Below are 20,427 nucleotides of genomic sequence, written 5' to 3'. Positions count from 1 at the left end.
TTGTTGTACGTGGCAAATTATAAAAATGAATAATAAGAAAAGCTTACTTTAATGAGTAAAAAGGAAATTTATAAGGAAGATAAAAAGATTTGGTGCCTAGGGTCGGACTCGAACCGACACGTTTATTCAACGGCGGATTTTGAATCAAGTGCGTAGGAATATATTCTAGTCAAAACCGCTAAAATACTTCCTATTATCTGGGTGTACCTAGCCAATACATCCCAAAATGGGTATTGTTGATCACTTAATCAACATTATTGATCCTACACAGCTTTTTTATGTTTGTAAAGCCTGAATGTAGATAACTTACAGTTCTTGTGAGAAAACACTTGACTTTTATCTATAGAATCCCCAATATACTAATACAAAGGTTAGCGTAGCCTTAAATGCGCAATGTGGGTTAGCACATAGTCAATCTGAAACAAATCTAGGATAATTAAAGCCTAGCAGATGGCAAGCATCAGAAAAACTTGAAACAAATCTAGGATAATTAAGGCCTAGCAGATGGCAGACATCAGAAAAACTAACATTCAAATTTTTTAAGCCCACTTTCGTGGGCTTAATTCATTGTACAATGAATTAAGATAACTATGATATGAAAGAACAAGCAAAATTAGGACGATATATTAATCTTATCGAAGAAGCAGCAAAATTCTTCAATGATCATTTCATAAATAAAAAAGTTATCTATCGTACAGAAAATCAAGAAATTACTGTCATATTTAAACGTACAAATTTCATGCATCTATGTGGTATACGATATACTGATGGAGCTGCTAAATTTTTTCGTGCCGCAATATCTAAGAAACTAGATCTTTCTAAAATGGGCGTAAAAGATGATGGTACCACATTTCTAAAACTTTCATTATTGCAATCAGTGAAATTTCTGCTTAGTGCTGAAATTAGTTTAGCTGATCGTGCTATCTACTTACACTTGCATTTTGATAAAGCACTTAGAACAAAAAAACAAATTTTTGCACTGACTCTAATCAATGATGAACATATTTTTGTTCCTCAATCACTATTAAATTTAAAAAGTATGAATGAATTCCCTCATGGGGATAAAGTAATTAGCATTAAGTCAATCCACTTACAAGATAATACAGAAAAAGTATATTTTGACTATCAGTATGACAAATGCTCTGAGTGACAGAGCAATGTTCCCCCAGTCTTAAAACAAAGCAGGGACCCGTAGGAGCCGGTATCAAGGCCAGCTTATAATGAGCAATATTGATGCGTTAGGCAGTGGCTAACATTAATGGGGAACTTAGTTCCCCATCATTTTTCTAACTCCTTTCTTTAGTAGCTATAATAAGTTTACTGAATCTCTTAACATTTCCACGTCATGTTCTATATATCCTAATGTAACGCTAATATCTTTGTGCCCTAGTAATTTCTGAACAACATAAACATTTTCCGGATTCTTCATTAATGATGTTGCAACTGTATGTCTAAAGCGATGAGGAGATGAGGTAAATCCAACAACTTCAGATATACGTCTAAATATATGAGTAACCTGATCTACACTCATAGGCTTTCCTTTTCTACGGGTTACTTTAGAAAAGAGATTGAAGTTAAATAATTGACTATCTAAAGGCTGCTTCTGTTTTCTTAGTTCTTCAACTAATAGCTCTATGTGGGGATATAAATTATCGGAAATTGGCACAATATGATAGTCGTGATTTTTATTAATCTCTGGCGAAATATAAATAATTCTACGGTTGAGGTCTACATCTTGTATTTGTAGTTGTACTAATTGAGAACGTCTTATGCCGGTGCAACGTAACGTCATTACCAAGCAATTAATAAACCAACTTGGCTTTAGCATTTCTGGTAATACGATATTCCCATTTAATGCATAACTTAATTTATCCAACTGTTCTTTCGACAAAGTCTTCTTCTTGCGCTTAGATTCTTTAATAAAAAGCCCATAAAACGGATTATTTGAAATCTGGAGGATATTGTATTTAATACCAACATTGTATATAGCTTTTAGATGTCTCACATAATTATTCCATGTAACTGGTTTAATTTTGACATCTAGAATTTCATTTCTCCAGGTAATTAAATCAATATTATTAATACTGTCTGCAGATCTATCTGGAAATCTTTGCTGGATAATATTTATTATGTTTTTGTAACTACGTTTAGTATCTGGACGTAAATAACTGCGGTAGAAAAAAAAATTGTTCTAATAGCTTATTAAAAGATACTAACTTTTCCATGTACTTACTCCTTTTCTTGTAAAGTTAGGCATAAATTATTTAACAAGATTTTATCTCCAAAAAAGAGACGAGTATCTTTTATCAAATATCCTGTTAAATATGAAGTTTTTCTTGGTCCTGCGACAGCACAACGCCAGAAATTTATACTATCAGGCTTACCTTTTCTCATTACATTTTTAGGAGTATGCAATCCTAGGTCTTGAAATCGATACTGTAAATTTGTAATGGCATCTTTATCGTAAGGTAATCCTGCTTCTTGTAGAAATTGTTCAAATATTGTTGGAGATACGATAAATAGTGCCCCATCAACAATATGTAGCTTTGCTGTATTTTTGCTAATTGCAAATTTATTCTGATCAATTCCTTGTTTTAACCAATCAACAAACTGTTTACCCAAGTGAGAATCTTCAATAGGGGCTGTCGTTGTATGGTTACATTTCTGGGGATGTACTTGCTCTACTTTATTTACTGGTTCAATATAAGGTTCATTTGGCTCTACATTATCAATTACTGGTGCAGCAGATATATTATTTTGTGCTGATTCAGAATTAATGTTTGCATCAAACATATTCAGCAACTGTTCTGTCAAATCATTTTCTATTTCAGCTGTAGATACAGTTTCTTCAATTTTATGGGCTGTTTCAGTTTCTTGTTGTATATTGCTTATCTCAGGTGCTGGAGGGATATTTTCCGGCACCACAATTTCTTGCTTCGACATAGATAAATTTTCGCCTACATGTGAATTAGTATCTATTTTGACTTTACCCGCAAAATATTGTGGTCTAACACTGACATTTTCCCAAGCAACTTCAGGCTTTATTTTTAATAAGGTAAATGATGACGGCGGAGTCCAACCCGAATCAGCCTGAATTCGACAATGCCATATTGCAGTTCCCTCAGTCGTTGCCTCTACAATCCCTAGGGATTGCATTTCATCAAATAATTTTCCATTATCTTTAGGTACTGAAATCCCTTGTCCCAATAAATAAGCCCGAATACTATCAGCAGTAGTTTTGCTCATTAACCATAATCCGTCTTCTGTAAACCAACCATCAGCCGGTCCTTTAGGAGTATTAAGTTTAATCTTGTGTTCCAATAAATAGCGTAATGCCATGACTAGTTGTTTTGCTAGTGAATTGACAGGGCGTTGTACCAATTTATTTACATCACCTCCCAAGGCAACTGTAACACTGTGTTGATCAGCTTTTTGAACAATTTCAGATAATAATCCTGCTTTATCATAATGTCCGGACATTGCGTACATTAATGATGATAAGACTTCTGGGAATTGTGCAATCCAATCAAATGCTGATTTCGGGATTAATTGATTTGCAAGAAAGCTACCTATAACAGGGTGAAGCTCATAATCTCTACCTTTAATATATTTGAATTTATAAGGTTGAGATGGTATTCCATTCCATGCAAACCATCGTGTACCATCTTTTAGAATAATTTCAATGTCTGTAATAACTTTCCCAATATCATGAACTAGGGCAATATAAATAGCTGCCGCAGTCCAAGCATCACGTTGTTTAGATTGATCTTCTGGAGCTGCATTCGGTGGTAAAACGTAGCTTTGGCGCAATTTAGCAGAGAAGGCAATAACTTCTAAACCGTGATCAAGCATACCACCTATATGTGAGTGATGATGGGCTTCTGAAGCGGGTAATAACTGTACAATCTCAGCGTAATTTTCTATTGGCTTCTGATAAAGTGTATTAAACATTTTTCTATCCATAGAAACTTGCTGCCAAAGTAATCCAAGGTATTTTTTTCGTAAATCAGTACTAAGTAATTCATTGGCATTTCTAGGATAAATCCAACCATCTTTGTCTTGGATTAGATGAGTATTATCTGGCTCTGATGTAGGTAATGGTGAAGGCTCTTTTTTTAAAAGTTTAGTGAACATTTTTAGCATAACATAATCTCTATGATGTAGTGGAAGAATAGGCCCTTTGGCCTTTTCGCCTTTTTGGGTAAGACCTTTCCCCTTGGAAAGGTTACCCTTAAAAGCCCTTAGGGGCTTTCCTTTATCCTTTTGCCGTTTAAGTCTTTTTCCTGTTTCAGGTAGTTATAAAATGTTCCTTTAGAAATGTTGAGCGTTTTACATATGCTATTTACGGTATGCTTTTTACTGTAATACAAGTCAAAGGCTTGTTGTTTTTGGTTTTCATTAAGAGACTTTGGTCTTCCACCTAATCGTCCGCGCGCACGAGCAGCGGCTAAGCCTGCCCGAGTTCTTTCTCTAAGGATATCAACTTCAAACTCTGCTAATGCAGAACTGAAATGAAAAAATAATTTACCAATTGCTGAACCTGTATCAATTGAATCTTTAATGCTTTTTAAATTGATATTTCTTTGTTGCAGAGAATCAAAAAGTTCAAGTAAATTCTTAGTTTTACCACCTAAGCGGTCTAGCTTCCATATAACTAATGTATCGCCTTCTCTTAAATATTCGAGGGCCTCTAATAATCCTGGGCGATTAAATGAAGTACGAGAGTCTTTATCATTAAAAATCTTTTCACACCCTACTTTAGTGAGGGCATCAATTTGAAGCTCTAAATTTTGATCTTCTGTTGAAACTCGAGCATAGCCAATTAACATAAAATAACATCCATATAGTATAAAAACCCAATTTACAGATAAATTCTTGAACATTGATTTTTGAACTGAGTTATTGAACTTAAAATAGAGGGGAAAATGAAGACTTTTTTGTTTTTCGAAAAAAGTCAAAAAAACGTTCGTTTTTTGGACTTTCGAAACAGCTTGAAAACTCTGCATAAAAAGAACATAGTTATTGGTAGAATATATGTGCGTAGCAGGTATGATTTATGCGATTATTTATAAGTTTTGAATAGGAGTACAATATGGAAAATTTAACTATCAACTTTTGCACATCAGATGAAGAAGTAAAGTTCGCTAATATAGACAAATTAAAACTATTACTTTGTTTATGTGAAGCTAAATTAGAGAAGGATATTACTCTTCCTTTCCAACACGTTACCGTTCTAGGTACTGATTATATTACTGATGACTATGCGGATTTGATTAAATCACTAAGAAAATTTACAGGACTAAGTAGAAAAATAGGTTTGTCGTTCATAATTTGGGAGAATGAAGCTCAAAAATCAAGTGATTTTAATTTTTAACATATAAAGGAGAGCAATTATGAGTAAAAAAATTCTCATAGGAGATGAGAAACAACTATTAGATTTAATTTACTCTAAACTTGCAGAAAAGTATATTAAGATATTATTAACATCTTTTTTAATTTTATTATTTGTTTTTACTTTTTCATTATATAAAGATATAAAATCTTTAGTGTTAATATTGTTGTTGTCAATATTTTTTTCAGTTGTAATCGTTAAAGTATTTATAAATGATGACAGTGGCAGAATGCTTTTTGTATTTGAACTGCAAAAAATTTTAGGATTAAAAAAAGATGAGAAAATAAGTAATGCTTTTGAACCCTATTTTTATGACAGCGTTGTAAAACATTTTATAAGATATTCTAACAAGTATAATTCTTATATATTTCTGTATGGTAAATTAGAAAAAACATTATCAAAATCACTAAAACGAAAACAGGAACATTTAGTTAAATAAGCAGCCGAACCTCATTCTTATATAAGGATTACAAAATGAAACCACCCGATATTATTCGCTTTTTTATAGCTCAATTACTAGTATATGGTTTTTTAACATGTTTTGCTCTCGCTTGTTTAGGACTTATATGACTAAAAGTATTAAAAAAATGCCCTAGATTAATATCTAAGGCATTTCGTTTTTTATTATGCTGCTTCAGCAAAGAATTTTTCGTATTGCTGCTGAACATTGAGCGCATCCATCATGTATTCACACGCATTACGCGCAAATCCAGAGGCTTTAAATATTGCTCGTTTGTCTTCCTTCAATACTTTAATCCAGCTTTCAATATAGGCTGCATTTTGCGGCACTTCATTGAAACCTAAATGAGCACAAACAAACGCACTACCCATTTCTGCGATTAGTTCTTCGAAAGCATAAATTTTATTACCAAATTTTGCTTTGCCGGAAGTAATACCTTCACGATGTAAGCGTTTTGAATGGCCTGTTGCGTGGGTCATTTCATGAAGTAATGTTCCATAAAAGCCCGCTTCTGAATGAAATTGTTTCATTTCCGGCATGACTACCTTATCCTCTGTAGGATGATAGAATGCACGCGAACTTGGCTTGACTTTAACTTCCAAATCCATTCCTTTGATCATTTGCCGGATTTCAGCAAATAAGGTGTATTGTGCTGAGCCAGCATTATCATTTTGAACTGACACAGAATCATACATTACGGTCGGAAGTCCATCACATTGTTCAATATTAAAAAGAGGATGTCTTTTTAAAACAGCAAAATGTTCCATTTCTGGATTTCCATCTTCATCCAAGATTGGATTACCTTCATCATCACATTTTTCACGATCAATCGGATTGTAATTTACAACAATTGTTGCTTTTTCTCCTTTGCGCACGTGGCCACCAAGTTTATTGGCAGCTTTTGCTGTGATCCATTTGCTTTGTTTATAACCTTTTTCAGCACTTGCTATCCATAGCAATAAAATATTAATTCCTGAATAGTGACGGCTAGATACCGCATTTTGAGGTAGTGCAAGGTTATGATCAGGATTATTCCAAGGTTTTAGCCATGGAATCGTTCCTTCTTCAAGGCACTTAATAATGCGATTAGTAATTTCTTGGTATAAGTCAGGTTTATGTTGAGTTTGAGTGTTCATAATGTGTTCTCCTAAAATAAAAATGGAGAACACTCCCATTGAGGAAAGTATTCCCCAGTGGGTAAGAAACTGTGTTTAATTTCAGTTTGTGTTTAAGTGTAAGTGTGGTAGAGATTTTTGCATTAATTGTGCTTGACGACTAATCAATCCATCTTTTGAACGAGCTGCTTTAATAGCTTCACGAATCAAAATATAGCGGTAGCCTCCAAAGGTTTTATCTTCTTTGTTATAAGCTAAATAACCAAAGTAATCTTCCCCTAAAGCGATTCCTGTTGCTTTATCCAATACTTGAACATAGACATTAGCAATTTTGATACCGTTTAATGCTGCTTTGCAAAGGCTTTCAACATCTTCAAAATCGCAATCATACATATAGGTTTCAAAATGATTTGCATAAAATTCATGAGGCTCAGTTACAAATTCAATTCGATAATGTTGTGTTTCGAATTGATAAGCGACTTCTTTCTGATACGGCGTTGCTTCAATAATTCGATAACCTTCTTGTGCTAATTGCTTCGACAAGTCCCGAATATATTCCGCTAAATCCGCAACAAATTCATCCCATAGTGCTTGATATTCTCCGACTTTATAGGTTGGGAAATACCAATCTTTTTTTGCATCTTCATCAAAGAAACGAAAATCTGCGGCACTTGGTGCATGCAAATCCATCGTGTTAAAGTGAGAATAACGATAACCAAAGTGATTTCGTCTTATGCTTATCAAGTTATCCCCGTAGTTTTGCCACTCAATCAATGATCTTGTTAGTCTTTCAAATTTCCGGTATTTGCGTTTTTGATTTGGGTAAATGCGTTGAAACAATCCTAACCAATAGGTATGCTCAATGTCTCCATAAAAAGCCATACCATCGCCCTGGCTATAACCTAAGGACCAATTGATTTCAAAATCATCTGGAAAACCAGCATTTACTAATTGAGTATTAAAATAAGCGGTTAAAACGTTCATAGTGTTTCTCCAAAATAAAAGGGAAACACTATATCCATAAGGGAATTAGGTGTTTCCCTTATGAGGTAAAAGTTTAATCAATAGTAACTAATAATGTCTTTTCATCTTTTTGCTGCACATTCATAAAGCGGAAGTGTGCTCCATGAGTTGCTGGCATAGCTTGAAGAAAACGTACTTTCTGTTCGCCTTCTTTACGCTTTTGCCAAGATTGAATTGCATTACGAGTAATATCTTTATGTAATTGAGATAGCATCACGTGATTATTCCTAGTCCAATGTTTAGGGATAAAACCTGATACAGTGTTGAGGTTAATTTGAACTTCCATTGCATTTCTCCAAAAAAAGGGAATGCTAATCCCATAGAGATATAGTATTCCCTATGGGGTAAGTTAATAGAAATTACATGAGATTAAAGGTTATCAACATGCCAATTAAAAAGCCAACTAGAGTGGTAATAATAGAAATACCAATCCAATGTTTGCGCTGTGCTTTGAGTTCACATTCAAATGCTTCGGTTTGAGCAAAGAGATCTGCTTCAAATTCAGCTCTTAAATGTTCATATTCTTCATCTAGTTTTTGGTTGATACCGCTTGTAACCTCGCGATATTTTGAGGTAACTCGTCTTCTTGCAGATACAAAAAGATTACCAAGTTTATTCCCTATTTTCCAAAATACAGATGATGTTTGTGCTGCGGCAGGTTGAGAGTCAAATGGGATAATATCCCATTCAGGGTGAGATTTGAGAGTCATAGTTATTCTCCTAAGTTAATAAAAAAATCCTCAGGAGAACACTTCCAGGGAAGCGTTTTCCCTTGGAAGGTGATAGGTTTAGGTGGCATTCCTGCAAAATTACAGTGTTTCCTTTCAGAATGCTGGAAGACATTTTGGCATTGAACTCCTTTACCTCAAGGGTAACCGTCGCTTCTCAAGAGTTCTTGCGACTTTTTTAAGAGCTGTTCCCAGCGACTTAATAATGCCAATATACGATTTTTTTTATAAAAAGGGAAATATTTTTTGCTTAAGAAATTAAGATTTTTTGCAAAAAAATCTCCTATTTTTGAACAGAGTTTTTTCTGTATCGTTGGTTAAAATATCGCTAACTTTCACATTTATATTGGCTATCTAAGAGAGGTCTATAGTGTGAACAAAAGATATAACTTTTATTCCTATTTGGCATTATTGATTGGGAGTGGAATATCCCCACTAAGTATGGCAAATATTGAACCTATTATTTCTGTCTACACCACATCATCATATCATCTCACCCATCAAGAACTGGCTACTCAGGTCTATTATCTTGATAAAGTAACGAATATAGAAAATGTCATTAGTCAAGGGCTTAGTCATGATCCTGTTATGGCTGAACAGCAAGCTAAAGCATTATTTAATTCGCCACAATGGGCTGAAAAGGAAGCCCTTATCAAAGATGCTTATACTGATGTAATTAGTGCTTGGCAAAACGGTATTAAAAAAGTACCTGCTGTTCTATTTCAGAATTCTACTGGAGAAACCTCTGTTATTTATGGGGAAACGAATATAGCGAAAGCAAAAAAGTTGTGGGAACAATGGTTCCAAAATAGAAAGGAGGGACAATGAAATTTAACCGTACTTTATTAGTTAAATTACTTTCGGCAGCAATTATTACCTCGTTTATTCCTGCTCAAGCCTCTATTAATACCGCATCAATTATGGCTTCGAGTGCTTCAAAAAGTTGTTTGGATTATAAAGTGGTAGGTACATGTTTTTGGCTATTTTGCACAAAGTTTGGTTGTACGATTCGTACATCTACTAAAGTAAAACACTACATTCCAGAAATGGTTGTCTCTAGCTACAACCATGATGGTCAGAATCCCTGGTCAGAGGTTTCTTCGTTCAATAAAACGGCTGTTAAAGGTGGGGAATATCGTTCTCCACATAAACAATACACTCAGTTTACTTTTAAGAATGCCGATGCAATTGGTCATCCGCAAGGAGCAATATCTCAGGTGCTAAATAGCACAGGATATTATTGCAAAAGTCAAACTACACCTTTTGTTCCTTACTTCTTAAGTGGATTAGATTTCTTTGCTTGGAAAGAGAATTTACCAGAAATGTTTTATCCGGAGGCGATGGTTCCTGGTATGAGAGAAGTTAATCAAGCAGGAGATCATTGGGGAAATATCTACCCTCGTTCCGGTGCGATTAATCAAGTTCATGACTACAAAGCCTCAGCAGTTATTGCTCAACGTGTTGCAGATATTGTTAGTCGAATGGCACAACCCCACATTTATTTACCTGCAGCTAAAAAAGGAGGTGCCGGCGAATGGCCTCCGGGAGCAGTAGAAGAAAGTAATTCCCGTACACATAAATGGCAGATGCTCCATCCTAAGATGGAAAGATCTTGTTCTGTATTTCCTCATGGAAGTTCTGTAGAGACACACTCTAGAAAAATGTCAGTGAAAGGTGATTATTCTTGGGCACTTTGGCGACCTTATAGTTGCTGTAAGCGAAGAGGTCAGAAATTTTTATATAGTATTGACTGGCAACGATAATTAGGAAGGAGAAACAAATATGACAAAAAGATTTTCACTCAATCATATTACTCTTTTAGTATTAGGCTGTTTATGCCTTAATACTTCAAATGCGAATTCCATTACAGATAAGTTAGAATTTAGCAAATCAGATGCTATTTTGTCGGATAAAGTATTTTATCAAATCGGTGGTGGTGCAGGTTATATGGCTCCACCTAGTCGTGGAAAAACTAATGCAGTCGAATTAGGTGTTGGTTGGAAATCTAATTTAATGTGTGGCAATTTTGATATTAAAACCACAATTAAAAATGATTTAAATGGACTTAAAGATGGCTTTAAAGATTTATTAGGAAATGTTATTGATTCTGCGAAAGGTGCTGTTGCAAGTATGCCGGCAATGGTGCTTCAACGCGCCAATCCACAACTTTATGATTTAATTACTAATGGTGTATATCAAGGGAAATTAGACTTCAATCGTCTTAAAACTAGCTGTGAAGATATGTCGCAAAAGTTAGCTGACTATACGTTAGGCGGGAAATGGGGGCAAGCTGCAGATTTAGAAAGTTTTAAAGATATTACCTCAACCCAGCCTGATGCTAAGCAAGCTAAAAAAGATCTTGAAGACAAACAGGGTAAAGAAGGGCGTGCTTGGATTGGAGGGCAGAAAAAAGGAGGACAAAACCAAGAGCCAATCAATTTAGTGGGCGACGTGGTAAAAGCTGGTTATAACTTGCTAAATAAACGCAATGTCTTAGATACAGGAAAAATTTCAGAATCTTCATGTGACGGTAATTTATGTAAGACGTGGGATAACCCACAGACTGCTGCTGACTTTTTAACAAAAGTGATCGGTGAACAATCAATTTCGACTTGTAAAACAGATTGTGGAACGAAAACGAGCGCGAAAGCAGGTGTAGGATTAAGTCCGGAAATTGAAGAGGAACATGTACTTACTATCGGTAAATTGGAAAAAGTACTTAATATGAGTACACCCACATCGGAATTTCTTGCTGAACTTAGCTCAAATACTGTACCTGTTACACGCGGGTTAATAGAGGCATTACGTGAAGATCCTGATGTGGAAGTATTAAGCCAACGACTCTCTGGGGAGATTGCAACCTCGAAAGTCATGGAAAAAATGATGCTATCTCGACGTGCAATTTTAGCTGGTATGCGTGAACCCAATGTGGCCAATAATGCAGATGCACAGGTAGAGTTAGAGCGCATTTTAAACATTATCGACCGAGAAATCTCCCAAGTAAAACTTGAAATGGATATGCAAAAGGCGATTACTAGTAATACTGCTGCAACTATATTACAAAATAAAGCTGAAAGAGAAGCACATGCTGGTTCGTATAGTTTACCGAAAGATAGCTTGGATAAACGTGTTAAAGAATTAGAGTATGGAACTCCATCACCAGCTGACGGAGAACAAGAAAATAATATTTCTTTGCCACGAAAAATGATTACTTTAGGTATTCCAAGTACAAGCAACGTGGCTCCATTTATACCATCACTCAATACTAACTCCAGTAGTGCGAATTTAGGAAGTTCGTACTCTAAAATTAATTCAATTTCAGGAACTGCGCTACAACAAGCAACAGAGTTACTTAAACATTTTGAAGGTTTTAGTTCAAAAGCATATTGGGACGTGAACGCTTATCGTTCTGGGTATGGTTCAGATACTATTACACGAGCAGATGGAACAGTTGTAAAAGTGACAAAAGATACTATTATTACAAAAGAGGATGCTGAACGTGATTTAGTACGCCGTACACAAGTATTTGCAGACACGGCAAGAAAGCAAGTATCGTCATCCACTTGGGACTCTCTTTCTCCACGTGTTCAAGCAGCTCTAACTTCTTATGCTTATAATTACGGTTCTTTGACTAGTGATGTTATTAAGGCTGCAAGAGTTTCTGCAAGCTCGGGAGATATGTCAGTTTTAGCTAATACTGTCAGGAAACGTCAAACTAACAATAACGGCATTAATGCAAAGCGTAGAAATCAAGAAGCGGATTATATCTTAAGTGGTTCATAATTATGGTAGAAGGAATACATTATGCGTAAATTAACAACATTAGCAGTATGCTCGTTTATATCTTTACCGGTTTTAGCAGAAAATATCTCAATTTTTTCTTGTACTGCAGAAGACGGTAATCAAATTCTGATCCAAAAAACTGGCGCAGACTATCAATTTTCATATGGGAAAATCTTATTTAAGAATCCAGCTAAACAAGTACTGAAAAACGAAGGTTCTTATGTGGCGACAGGCTCTGGTTTTACAACAAGTGCCTTAGAAATGAAAAGTAAGAGTCATTCTTATACTATTGAGTTCGTACAACCTAGAGGAACCAATGTAATTGACTCACCAATGTTGTATATTACAAAAGGTAATAATACAACTGAAATAAAATGTGATACCAATAAAAAAGTTGGACAACATTTTGAATACAGTAAAATGAACATTCTATAATTATAGGTAATAATGGGCTAAGTTTCTTACTTAGCCTTTTTACGTTTGAGTAAATTTTGTTGATTTTATCTTTAATTTAGGCTTATATTTAATCAACATTGTTAGTCATATATAGCGAATAAGGAGGTCTATATGACATTCCAAGATTTAGGTGCTAACTTTGCTAAAGTAGCTAAATTTATTGATAATAAACTTGATTTCTTACCGGTATTGCCGAGAAAAATACTTCTTTCTGCCGTGTGTATTATCGGGATTCCATTTCTTGTTATTGCAGTTTTACTATTAAGAGATTGGTCATCTACTTCAGATATAAATTCCCATGCTCATGAATTAGATGAGTTTGATGGATGTAGAGATGAGTCCCTAAAATTGGAACTAGGCAATAACTTTGTAAATCATGACGATGAAGAATCTTATCAGTTTATTAAGGATGGTTTTTATTCGGCTGGTCCTGAAGGAGAAGGGTTCTACGCTAACGGATTTAAAATGCCTGAAAATACAGATAAGGATTGGTTATAAAATGAGATAGAGAAATATCTCTATCTCATTAGCGTTTATTTAACTTTATTTACCAAGTTACCACCTTGGGCTCCTGCCGTTTGAGATGTTCTGGTTCCATTAGCAATTTGCTGAGCCATATCTCCTATATGTATTCCCGCCCATGAAATAGCCCCAAACCAAATCGCCGGTAGAACTAAGAATAGAGAACCCATTACAAAATTCACAATAAAGTCATCTTCTGTATTTTCTAAGAAGTATGGATTAAGACTATTATGGGTTGCTGAATTATACAGAACATCTAATAACCAAGAATCTAGCCATCGAGCTAACTCCCACCAAAATGTTAAAGCCACTAATGCAAAATGTACAAAGGTTAATGTGATAACGGTTTTTAATGAATATCCACTCATTACAATGACAAGTGGTAGTAGAATAACCACTGACATTAATGCAAACGCATGAACCATTGGTAGAGCTTGCCGCATCGAATCTAATGCTGGGAAAATACCAATACTTCCTACTGCTGACCCAGCTGATGCAACTAAACGATTAACTGCACCAGTAAATGTAGGATCTAAATTACCTCCATATCCAGGATAGATTTTCCCTGAAGATACATTCAAATTTTCAGGCCTTACTAGAGTACGTAGTAATGATTCTTCTGCACCATTTTTCTTACTAAAGAATTCTTGGACATTAACTGAGAAATTTTGTCTCATATCAGCAAGCAATCGATATTTTAGTCCAATGGTATTTTCAGCCCACCATTCATTACACGCTGGAAACCCTCCATTCCCTGTATTGGGCAATCCCGAGTCTCGTTTGGCATCATACGCCCATAGATTATTAGGTTGTTGTGCGCGATAACGAGGATATAGTTCACTATTAGAAACTAATATACTACCTCCTAGCCAACTTACCTCACGAACTTGAGCCGGGCTTAATGAAATTTGACTCGTCTGTAGTTTTTGGCGCGCCGGAATATAACATTGCTGCACAAACTGACGTAATTCAGTAAGCAATGCGGGGTCATTAATTTTCTCGTGTTGTACTTCGAAACGGATTTGACGTAGATCCGGTTTACACGGAATTGCGGCAACTAATGCGTGTGTTATCCCTTTATTAAGTTGATGGAAAAATCCCCACCATAGGGGTACCTTAGCTTGTTTACCACTTAACTCAGAGGTTAAATCACCGTAGCCACTATCTTGAGGAGCTTGTGGCACCCGGTAACCGCAAGCTTTCGATTGTTCTACGTTCAATTCAATATTGTTTAATTGAATCGGAAGCGTTGGAGCTAGTACAATGACAATAACAAACATCGCCGGAAAGAATTGTAACCCTAGCCACCGGATAAGTAAGTCACCTTTATTTCCTTCATCATCACCTTGTTTTTTCACATCAATAAAAGTCTTAAACAGAATTACAATGAGTGGAATTAAGAATATGCCTGTCTGAATTAATACCGCAAAAATATTGTTATTGATAATCCACGCAAGTAGCGTAAGAAAATATTCTAAATAACTATCAACCGTAAATGTCATGTGATTCTCCCGTTAAATTAGCCCAGAAGATAAAATAGATTTAATCCTTCAATCAGGATAATGCTGGATGCAATGAGTAGTTTAGCTTTGAGAGATAAATGCACATATTTATTTACCGCAAACATAAGAGCTAACACTATGGTATAAAGCACTATTCGCCATAAAAACCAGCCTAAACGGGTATCATAAAACCACGATTGAAAATCTACATTAAACATACCGGTATTATTCATTATCAGGCTACTGGTAAACAAAATAACTAGAATATTGATAATAATAATGGATAATACTTTTAGTGTGTTTTTTAGCCATTGACGCTTAATGCTTAATTTAACCGGGTTCATTATTTTGTTCCTCCACATTACACACCGTATTATGCCCATTTAATGTAGACAAAACGGACATCGTTAAATGAAGGCTTTCTGCTAAAAACATAGTAAGCCAATAGGCATCCACATGATCAGCTACATCAATAGTCAGCCGAGCGGGCCATTGTTTCTCATTAATTTGTGGTAATCGAAAACGCCCAGTAATATTTAGTAGAATAGGTAATTTATCCTTATCTCCTTCAAGCTCCAGCCCCCAGTAATGACGAACCACACGGTGCGGATAAACAACGATTGATTTTCCTTGCCCTATTTTGTTCGTAATTGTTTGGCTGAATGCTTGGAGCATCTCTAATATTTCCGGTGATGAGATATTTAATGTTTCTTTTTGAGGACCAGCATCAAATAAATAGACCGGTTGTAGTGTAGTATTCATGATAGGATTCCTCTCGCAGCATCAATTCGTTTAGCTACAACCAAAGCGGCATCAACTTCACTAAAGTTATGCTTAAGCATTAATTGTCTACGTTCTGCCTTTTCTTCTTTTTCCGTCATGCCAAGTGCAAGGAAAATACTTGCTGGCACAACTCGGAATAATGCTTCCATATTGGTTGATAACACCACGCCTTCAGTGTATTTCCGGTCAGATTTTTTGGCCGAAGATAACATGATTTTTTGCGCATCAGTTAGTTTCCGGAAACGATCCACATCTTCGATTTCTTTGGTTGTCACATTCAATAGTTCCCACCATTCCAACATACTGAGTAACTTACTTGCTTCATTTGGAAAGTCATCTACGTTTTGTGTTGCAAGCCATAACCAAATACCTAATTTACGCCACATTTTAGAACCTTTTACAAGGAACTTTGACAATAATGGATTGACCGTAATAATATGAGATTCGTCGGTCACATTCACTATTGGGCGATAGCTATGTTGGTATTTTTCACCTAAACTATTAATGTGATTAATTAATGAAATATATGAAATAGATAATTCGGCTTCATACCCATCGCGTGCAAACATGGCTAAATCGACCAGCGTAATATCAGCTTCTGGCCAAATTTCCCCCTCACGGTTAAAGAATTGTCCATTTACTCCGGTACAAAACATTTCTAAGGATTCAGCCATTTCAGCTAAACGAGAACGTCGTTCTTTTCGAACTTCATCCGATTTGCTTAATTCATCCAGGGCATTTTTTACGTCTTCAGTTAAGGTTTGACGACTTTCATTTTTTGCTTTACGTGCGGCATTAATAATGGCTTTACGAATTGCGGCACGATCTGCCCGGGTCATTCGCTCATCTTCTTTACTTTCGCCACCTGTAATCATTAGACGTGTAGTTAATTCCATTTCAGCGAGTAGATCTCGTTGTTCTTCTCCCTCATCTTCGTCATCTTCAGAATCATCTGGAACGTCTTCAGGATTAAGTTCCATATCTAATAATTTATGAGCTTCAGAAAAAAGGGGTAATACAATGCCACTATTGGGTGATAATGTAATACGATTAACGGTTAAACCAAATCGCTCAGCATAATCAGCAAATAACCCAAAGGAATTACCAGCCTCCACAATAAAGAGACGAGGGCGGTGTATTGCCATTACTTGTGACATTTGTGCACAAAGTGTTGCAGATTTACCCGAACCCGTTGGACCAAGTAATAATTTATGTGCATTTTTAGTTCTGTCTTTTCGATTTAATGGATCAAAATCAAATGGTGCGCCGCCTCTGTTAAAATAGGTAATACCAGGATTACCCGTACCGGTATCTCGCCCAAAAACAGGTAATAAGTTCGCTAAATGTTGCACAAAATAGTATTTAGTATAGTAATGTTTGGTATCAAGCTGGGGATTGAAGTTCATTGGTAACCAGCGCAAATAACTATTTAGCGGGGCAACTTCTGCATTTTCTTTTACAGGATCAAGGTTATTACTTAATAGAATTGTGCGTAATTTACGTGATCGCATGCGTAATTGTGCTTCGTTTTCCCCTCGTACATAAAAGGCAATACTTGCTTGGTATAATTTATGGTTTTCCTTTAGGTATTGTTGAACGGTCAAACAGTCTTGTTTTAAATAACGTGATTCGAAGTTTTCACCTACAGCACGGCTGCTAAGTTTTTCTAAATGTGCTTCTAATTTGTCTTGTGGATGTACTACTATTGTAATAGCCATAATGGTTGATTCTGGCAACAAATCAAAAAGCGCATTAATATTGCGTCCACGCGTAATTTCTCCCGTCATAAGCCCTATATCAGGCTGACGGCGTAAATTATTTACTACGATGACTTCATGAGGCTGACCGTCAAAATACCAATATTCCCCTTTATTTTCTGGTTGGGAATAAAATAAATTCTCACTAAAATCAGTAAACGCAAGAGGAATGTCATTATTGGCTTGGTTGCTATTTAAATAACGATAACATTCATTGTTACTTAACCCTTCAAAATTTACTGAGGGATTTGGATTAAACCAGCGTAAAAGCCATTCTTTAATTGCATTTTCCTTCAATCTGGAAACTTGTAATCCGGCAGTAGTTAAAGCACCATTAGCTCGTTCACAAGCATTATTGAGTAACTCAATGGAATTATATTCATCGTTTTTATCTACATAACGATAAATAACCATGCGGGTTCGACGAATACGGCCAGACCAAGCTGTATTCGTTACACGATCATCAATAAACAAGCCTCCTGGCTTACCAATATCATTAAAATGCTTTTCTTGAATGCGTAACCATTCTTCAGTAAATTCACTTCCTTTTGCCTCTTTTGTGACATAATTACGTAGGTTCTCAATATAAGGTTGTAAATCGTCATCATCCTGACAGAAGAATTGCACAACATAAGGATTTGTATCTAATTCATCAAAGCTATCCTGTAGAGCATCTTTAACTAAATTTCTGATACGACTAAGATAATTTTCATCACGTCCTGCTGTACCAATAGGTTTAATTTCAAAAACAGCTCCCACACTTCTCGCATCATCAAGTAACATTACGCCTTCAGCGTCGAGAAATTCAGCCCAAGGTAAATGATCCACAAAAGAGGGAGCTTGCCCATATAGTTTCTGATTGTGCTGATTAATAGAAATCTTGCCACTGCGCTGAATTGGTCTAGGCATTTGTATAGTATTAGATTCTTGTACTTGGTTATTCATCTCAGGTTCAAGATCTACGTGTTGTACACCTTGAACAGCCTTGCTAGGTTTAAATGATGAGAGTACTTCACTTAAAAAAGACATTGTTATAGTCCTCTTGTTCGTTCACCCGGTTGTGCATATTGCACCCGACTGTAAAAGGGAATTACCGTAGAATAACCGGGGATAGGCATTGGTTCACCAGAAGGAGAAAGGTGCGGATATACATACATCACTAAATCAGGGTTAGGTAGTCTAGGAAATAAATTATCAATTTCATTTTCAGCTGTACGTGTATAACTGCGCTGCTCGGTATTAGAGATATAATCTACAGGATCGATTAAACGGCTATCTTGTGAACGATATTGTTGTAATTGCCCACTTCCTGCATTTTTATCCCAAACATCACGCATAGAATGTCCATTTGTAGGAAGTAAATCTTCAGATGATGTTGAACAACCAGTAAGTAAAGCAGTTAAAAATAGAATACCAATACGTGCTTTCATTATATTTCTCCTAATCTAGGCGTGGTGTTGATTGTGATACACGATATTTCACTTTGCGGCCTAATTTGTTGTAATCAATTGCTATCTCTTTATTTAAATGAATTGCAACAGGATGACCCGGTGGCACATAGATTGCATCAAACATTTGACCGTAGCGTTCTCTAAACCAGTCTGCGGTTTCTTTTAATCCTCCACCTAATGCTTGCCCTAAAATATATTTGCTATTATCGCCTGTTACGGCACCGACAACACTATTACCATCTACTACGGTGGTCGTTTGTGCTTGAGAGAGTCCTTGCGCAGCAGCACTCGCTCCAGCAAGTAAGAAATTAGAACCTAAATATTCAGGTGCATTAGTTTTACGTTCTCCAGGTACACAAGGAACCCCTCTATCATCTGAAATCCAACCAATGCCTTCATCACTCTTGTTACTTGATTGTGATGAAGTCACAATTCGACCGTCAGAGAAAACAAATGTCATACTTTTTACATCACCGCGTACACAAGATAATGTCCAATCACCGGAAGCTGTCCCTGATACAATTGCACCTTCAACATCGGGTAGTTCAAGACCATTTGCAATAAGATTCTCACGTCCAATAATGACTTTAAATGGATAAGGATCCGTCACATTATTACCTATTGGTACACGACCAATTAAAGCCGTCATTGAAATAGAACCTAATAAAGTCGAATTTTCTGGTAATGTATAAAATGGCTTTTCTGTTGCTTTTATATTTGATTTATTAGCACTACCTGTCGTTTCATCCGTACCATTAAGAAATGGTAATCCTTTTTTTTGTCCTGTTGATTGTTCATCAGATTTCAACTGAGATGGGAAACCAAAACTGTTTGCTCTTGCGCCGTCTGCAACAGGTTTCCCATTTGAATCCAATCCAATTTGATCGCTAGGTTCCACCCATCGAATACCAGGTTCTAATATCACTTCACCATTATTGGCATAAGTACCATTATTAACAGGTAAATTATTATTTGCCTGACCAAAACCTTTTTGAGTACTATCATTATTTTGGCTATTTCCTGTTATGTTATTAGCGTTCTCCACTGATTCTACTAATTGACGTTTTAACTCAGCAATTTCAGCTAATAATGGCTGTGTTTCATTACGGATAGCTTCATTGATTTGATAATTCGTGTCTTCTTCTTTACGTGTTAAACGTTCATTTTCACGTTTATATTTATCTAATTCATTTAAGGTTTGATCGAATTTTTTCTGATTATTTTTTGCCGTAGCTACGAGCGTACGTAAGGTATCTTGCGGAGTATCGCCTTGAATACCCATTGCTCTAATTTCTTCCGGTGTAAGATCATTAATAGAAATATCAAGTACGTCACGTTTAGGTTGTTCGACTTCAGATTTAGAGGGAGAGAATAAAAACCATCCCATTGCACCAACTGCGGTAACTACAATGGAAACAATGACATAAAGAGCTTTGTTTGCTTGCATAGTTCCTC

At 35.9% G+C, this 20,427-nt stretch carries 21 protein-coding genes; 8 read left to right on the top strand and 13 right to left on the bottom strand.

Translation table 11 applies throughout. The annotated features are described in order from the left end of the window. Nucleotides 1-595 precede the first annotated feature (595 nt). Nucleotides 596-1,150: a PBECR4 domain-containing protein gene (locus EL121_RS11550; RefSeq protein WP_039197076.1), complete on the top strand. Its 555-nt coding sequence runs from the start codon at nucleotides 596-598 to the stop codon at nucleotides 1,148-1,150. 156 nt (nucleotides 1,151-1,306) lie between these two features. On the opposite strand, the gene EL121_RS01155 is transcribed toward EL121_RS11550, so the two are convergent. The 3 genes from EL121_RS01155 to EL121_RS01145 all read right to left on the bottom strand — a co-directional run bounded on the left by EL121_RS01155 (nucleotide 1,307) and on the right by EL121_RS01145 (nucleotide 4,829). Further along, the gene (locus EL121_RS01155; protein ID WP_408608511.1) at nucleotides 1,307-2,128 is read right to left on the bottom strand and encodes a tyrosine-type recombinase/integrase; all 822 of its coding nucleotides are present in this window, start codon (nucleotides 2,126-2,128) and stop codon (nucleotides 1,307-1,309) included. Nucleotides 2,129-2,229: 101 nt separating this feature from the next. Beyond that, a complete protein-coding gene (gene mobH / locus EL121_RS01150; RefSeq protein WP_005607899.1) occupies nucleotides 2,230-4,143 on the bottom strand; it encodes a MobH family relaxase in 1,914 nt (637 codons plus the stop codon). Between the two features lie 98 nt (nucleotides 4,144-4,241). After that, complete coding sequence (locus EL121_RS01145; protein ID WP_005620738.1) at nucleotides 4,242-4,829, bottom strand: recombinase family protein; 588 nt, start codon at nucleotides 4,827-4,829, stop codon at nucleotides 4,242-4,244. A gap of 263 nt (nucleotides 4,830-5,092) precedes the next feature. Here EL121_RS01145 and EL121_RS01140 point away from each other — a divergent pair, with 263 nt between their 5' ends. Both EL121_RS01140 and EL121_RS01135 read left to right on the top strand, forming a co-directional pair. Continuing rightward, a complete protein-coding gene (locus EL121_RS01140; RefSeq protein WP_005620740.1) occupies nucleotides 5,093-5,374 on the top strand; it encodes a hypothetical protein in 282 nt (93 codons plus the stop codon). Between the two features lie 19 nt (nucleotides 5,375-5,393). Beyond that, nucleotides 5,394-5,831 (top strand): hypothetical protein, encoded by a 438-nt coding sequence (locus EL121_RS01135; protein WP_005620741.1) that lies wholly within the window; start codon nucleotides 5,394-5,396, stop codon nucleotides 5,829-5,831. A 185-nt stretch (nucleotides 5,832-6,016) separates the two neighbouring features. Here EL121_RS01135 and EL121_RS01130 read toward each other — a convergent pair whose 3' ends face one another. The 4 genes from EL121_RS01130 to EL121_RS01115 all read right to left on the bottom strand — a co-directional run bounded on the left by EL121_RS01130 (nucleotide 6,017) and on the right by EL121_RS01115 (nucleotide 8,700). Further along, nucleotides 6,017-6,988 carry an ArdC family protein gene (locus tag EL121_RS01130; protein ID WP_039197075.1) on the bottom strand — a complete coding sequence of 324 codons (972 nt, stop codon included), beginning with the start codon at nucleotides 6,986-6,988 and terminating at the stop codon, nucleotides 6,017-6,019. Nucleotides 6,989-7,069: 81 nt separating this feature from the next. After that, nucleotides 7,070-7,951 carry a hypothetical protein gene (locus EL121_RS01125; protein ID WP_052190389.1) on the bottom strand — a complete coding sequence of 294 codons (882 nt, stop codon included), beginning with the start codon at nucleotides 7,949-7,951 and terminating at the stop codon, nucleotides 7,070-7,072. Between the two features lie 73 nt (nucleotides 7,952-8,024). Next, a complete protein-coding gene (locus EL121_RS01120; protein ID WP_100068060.1) occupies nucleotides 8,025-8,204 on the bottom strand; it encodes a hypothetical protein in 180 nt (59 codons plus the stop codon). A 145-nt stretch (nucleotides 8,205-8,349) separates the two neighbouring features. Next, a complete protein-coding gene (locus tag EL121_RS01115) occupies nucleotides 8,350-8,700 on the bottom strand; it encodes a hypothetical protein (RefSeq protein WP_005607882.1) in 351 nt (116 codons plus the stop codon). Nucleotides 8,701-9,159: 459 nt separating this feature from the next. On the opposite strand from EL121_RS01115, the gene EL121_RS01110 reads away from it, so the two are divergent. The 5 genes from EL121_RS01110 (at nucleotide 9,160) to EL121_RS01090 (ending at nucleotide 13,455) form a co-directional block, all read left to right on the top strand. Next, nucleotides 9,160-9,546, top strand: coding sequence for a TIGR03757 family integrating conjugative element protein (locus tag EL121_RS01110; protein ID WP_051889504.1), 387 nt, complete (start codon nucleotides 9,160-9,162; stop codon nucleotides 9,544-9,546). Further along, nucleotides 9,543-10,481: a TIGR03756 family integrating conjugative element protein gene (locus tag EL121_RS01105; protein ID WP_005607875.1), complete on the top strand. Its 939-nt coding sequence runs from the start codon at nucleotides 9,543-9,545 to the stop codon at nucleotides 10,479-10,481. Before EL121_RS01110 ends, EL121_RS01105 begins: the two co-directional genes overlap by 4 nt. 19 nt (nucleotides 10,482-10,500) lie before the next feature. Next, complete coding sequence (locus tag EL121_RS01100; RefSeq protein WP_005607871.1) at nucleotides 10,501-12,501, top strand: integrating conjugative element protein; 2,001 nt, start codon at nucleotides 10,501-10,503, stop codon at nucleotides 12,499-12,501. 21 nt (nucleotides 12,502-12,522) lie between these two features. Further along, on the top strand, nucleotides 12,523-12,936 hold the full coding sequence (locus EL121_RS01095; protein ID WP_005607867.1) for a hypothetical protein: 414 nt from the start codon (nucleotides 12,523-12,525) through the stop codon (nucleotides 12,934-12,936). A gap of 132 nt (nucleotides 12,937-13,068) precedes the next feature. Next, nucleotides 13,069-13,455: a hypothetical protein gene (locus tag EL121_RS01090; protein WP_005607864.1), complete on the top strand. Its 387-nt coding sequence runs from the start codon at nucleotides 13,069-13,071 to the stop codon at nucleotides 13,453-13,455. A 35-nt stretch (nucleotides 13,456-13,490) separates the two neighbouring features. Here EL121_RS01090 and EL121_RS01085 read toward each other — a convergent pair whose 3' ends face one another. Genes EL121_RS01085 through EL121_RS01060 form a run of 6 tightly spaced genes read right to left on the bottom strand, consistent with a single transcriptional unit; the run spans nucleotide 13,491 to nucleotide 20,419 of the window. After that, nucleotides 13,491-14,981, bottom strand: coding sequence for a conjugal transfer protein TraG N-terminal domain-containing protein (locus EL121_RS01085; protein WP_039197074.1), 1,491 nt, complete (start codon nucleotides 14,979-14,981; stop codon nucleotides 13,491-13,493). Nucleotides 14,982-14,998: 17 nt separating this feature from the next. Continuing rightward, a complete protein-coding gene (locus tag EL121_RS01080) occupies nucleotides 14,999-15,325 on the bottom strand; it encodes a hypothetical protein (RefSeq protein ID WP_005607856.1) in 327 nt (108 codons plus the stop codon). After that, nucleotides 15,312-15,743 (bottom strand): hypothetical protein, encoded by a 432-nt coding sequence (locus EL121_RS01075; protein WP_039195126.1) that lies wholly within the window; start codon nucleotides 15,741-15,743, stop codon nucleotides 15,312-15,314. Before EL121_RS01075 ends, EL121_RS01080 begins: the two co-directional genes overlap by 14 nt. Further along, nucleotides 15,740-18,550 carry a conjugative transfer ATPase gene (locus EL121_RS01070; RefSeq protein ID WP_039197073.1) on the bottom strand — a complete coding sequence of 937 codons (2,811 nt, stop codon included), beginning with the start codon at nucleotides 18,548-18,550 and terminating at the stop codon, nucleotides 15,740-15,742. Before EL121_RS01070 ends, EL121_RS01075 begins: the two co-directional genes overlap by 4 nt. 2 nt (nucleotides 18,551-18,552) lie before the next feature. Next, nucleotides 18,553-18,951, bottom strand: a complete 399-nt coding sequence (locus EL121_RS01065; protein WP_005607846.1) for a TIGR03751 family conjugal transfer lipoprotein — start codon at nucleotides 18,949-18,951, stop codon at nucleotides 18,553-18,555. A 10-nt stretch (nucleotides 18,952-18,961) separates the two neighbouring features. After that, nucleotides 18,962-20,419: a TIGR03752 family integrating conjugative element protein gene (locus EL121_RS01060; protein ID WP_005607843.1), complete on the bottom strand. Its 1,458-nt coding sequence runs from the start codon at nucleotides 20,417-20,419 to the stop codon at nucleotides 18,962-18,964. Nucleotides 20,420-20,427: the final 8 nt, after the last annotated feature.

Origin of the sequence: Actinobacillus equuli, from assembly GCF_900636745.1 — a bacterium.
GTDB lineage: Bacteria > Pseudomonadota > Gammaproteobacteria > Enterobacterales > Pasteurellaceae > Actinobacillus > Actinobacillus equuli.
The sequence above is the reverse complement of the archived record's forward strand: the minus strand, read 5'-3'. Positions and strand labels throughout refer to the sequence as shown.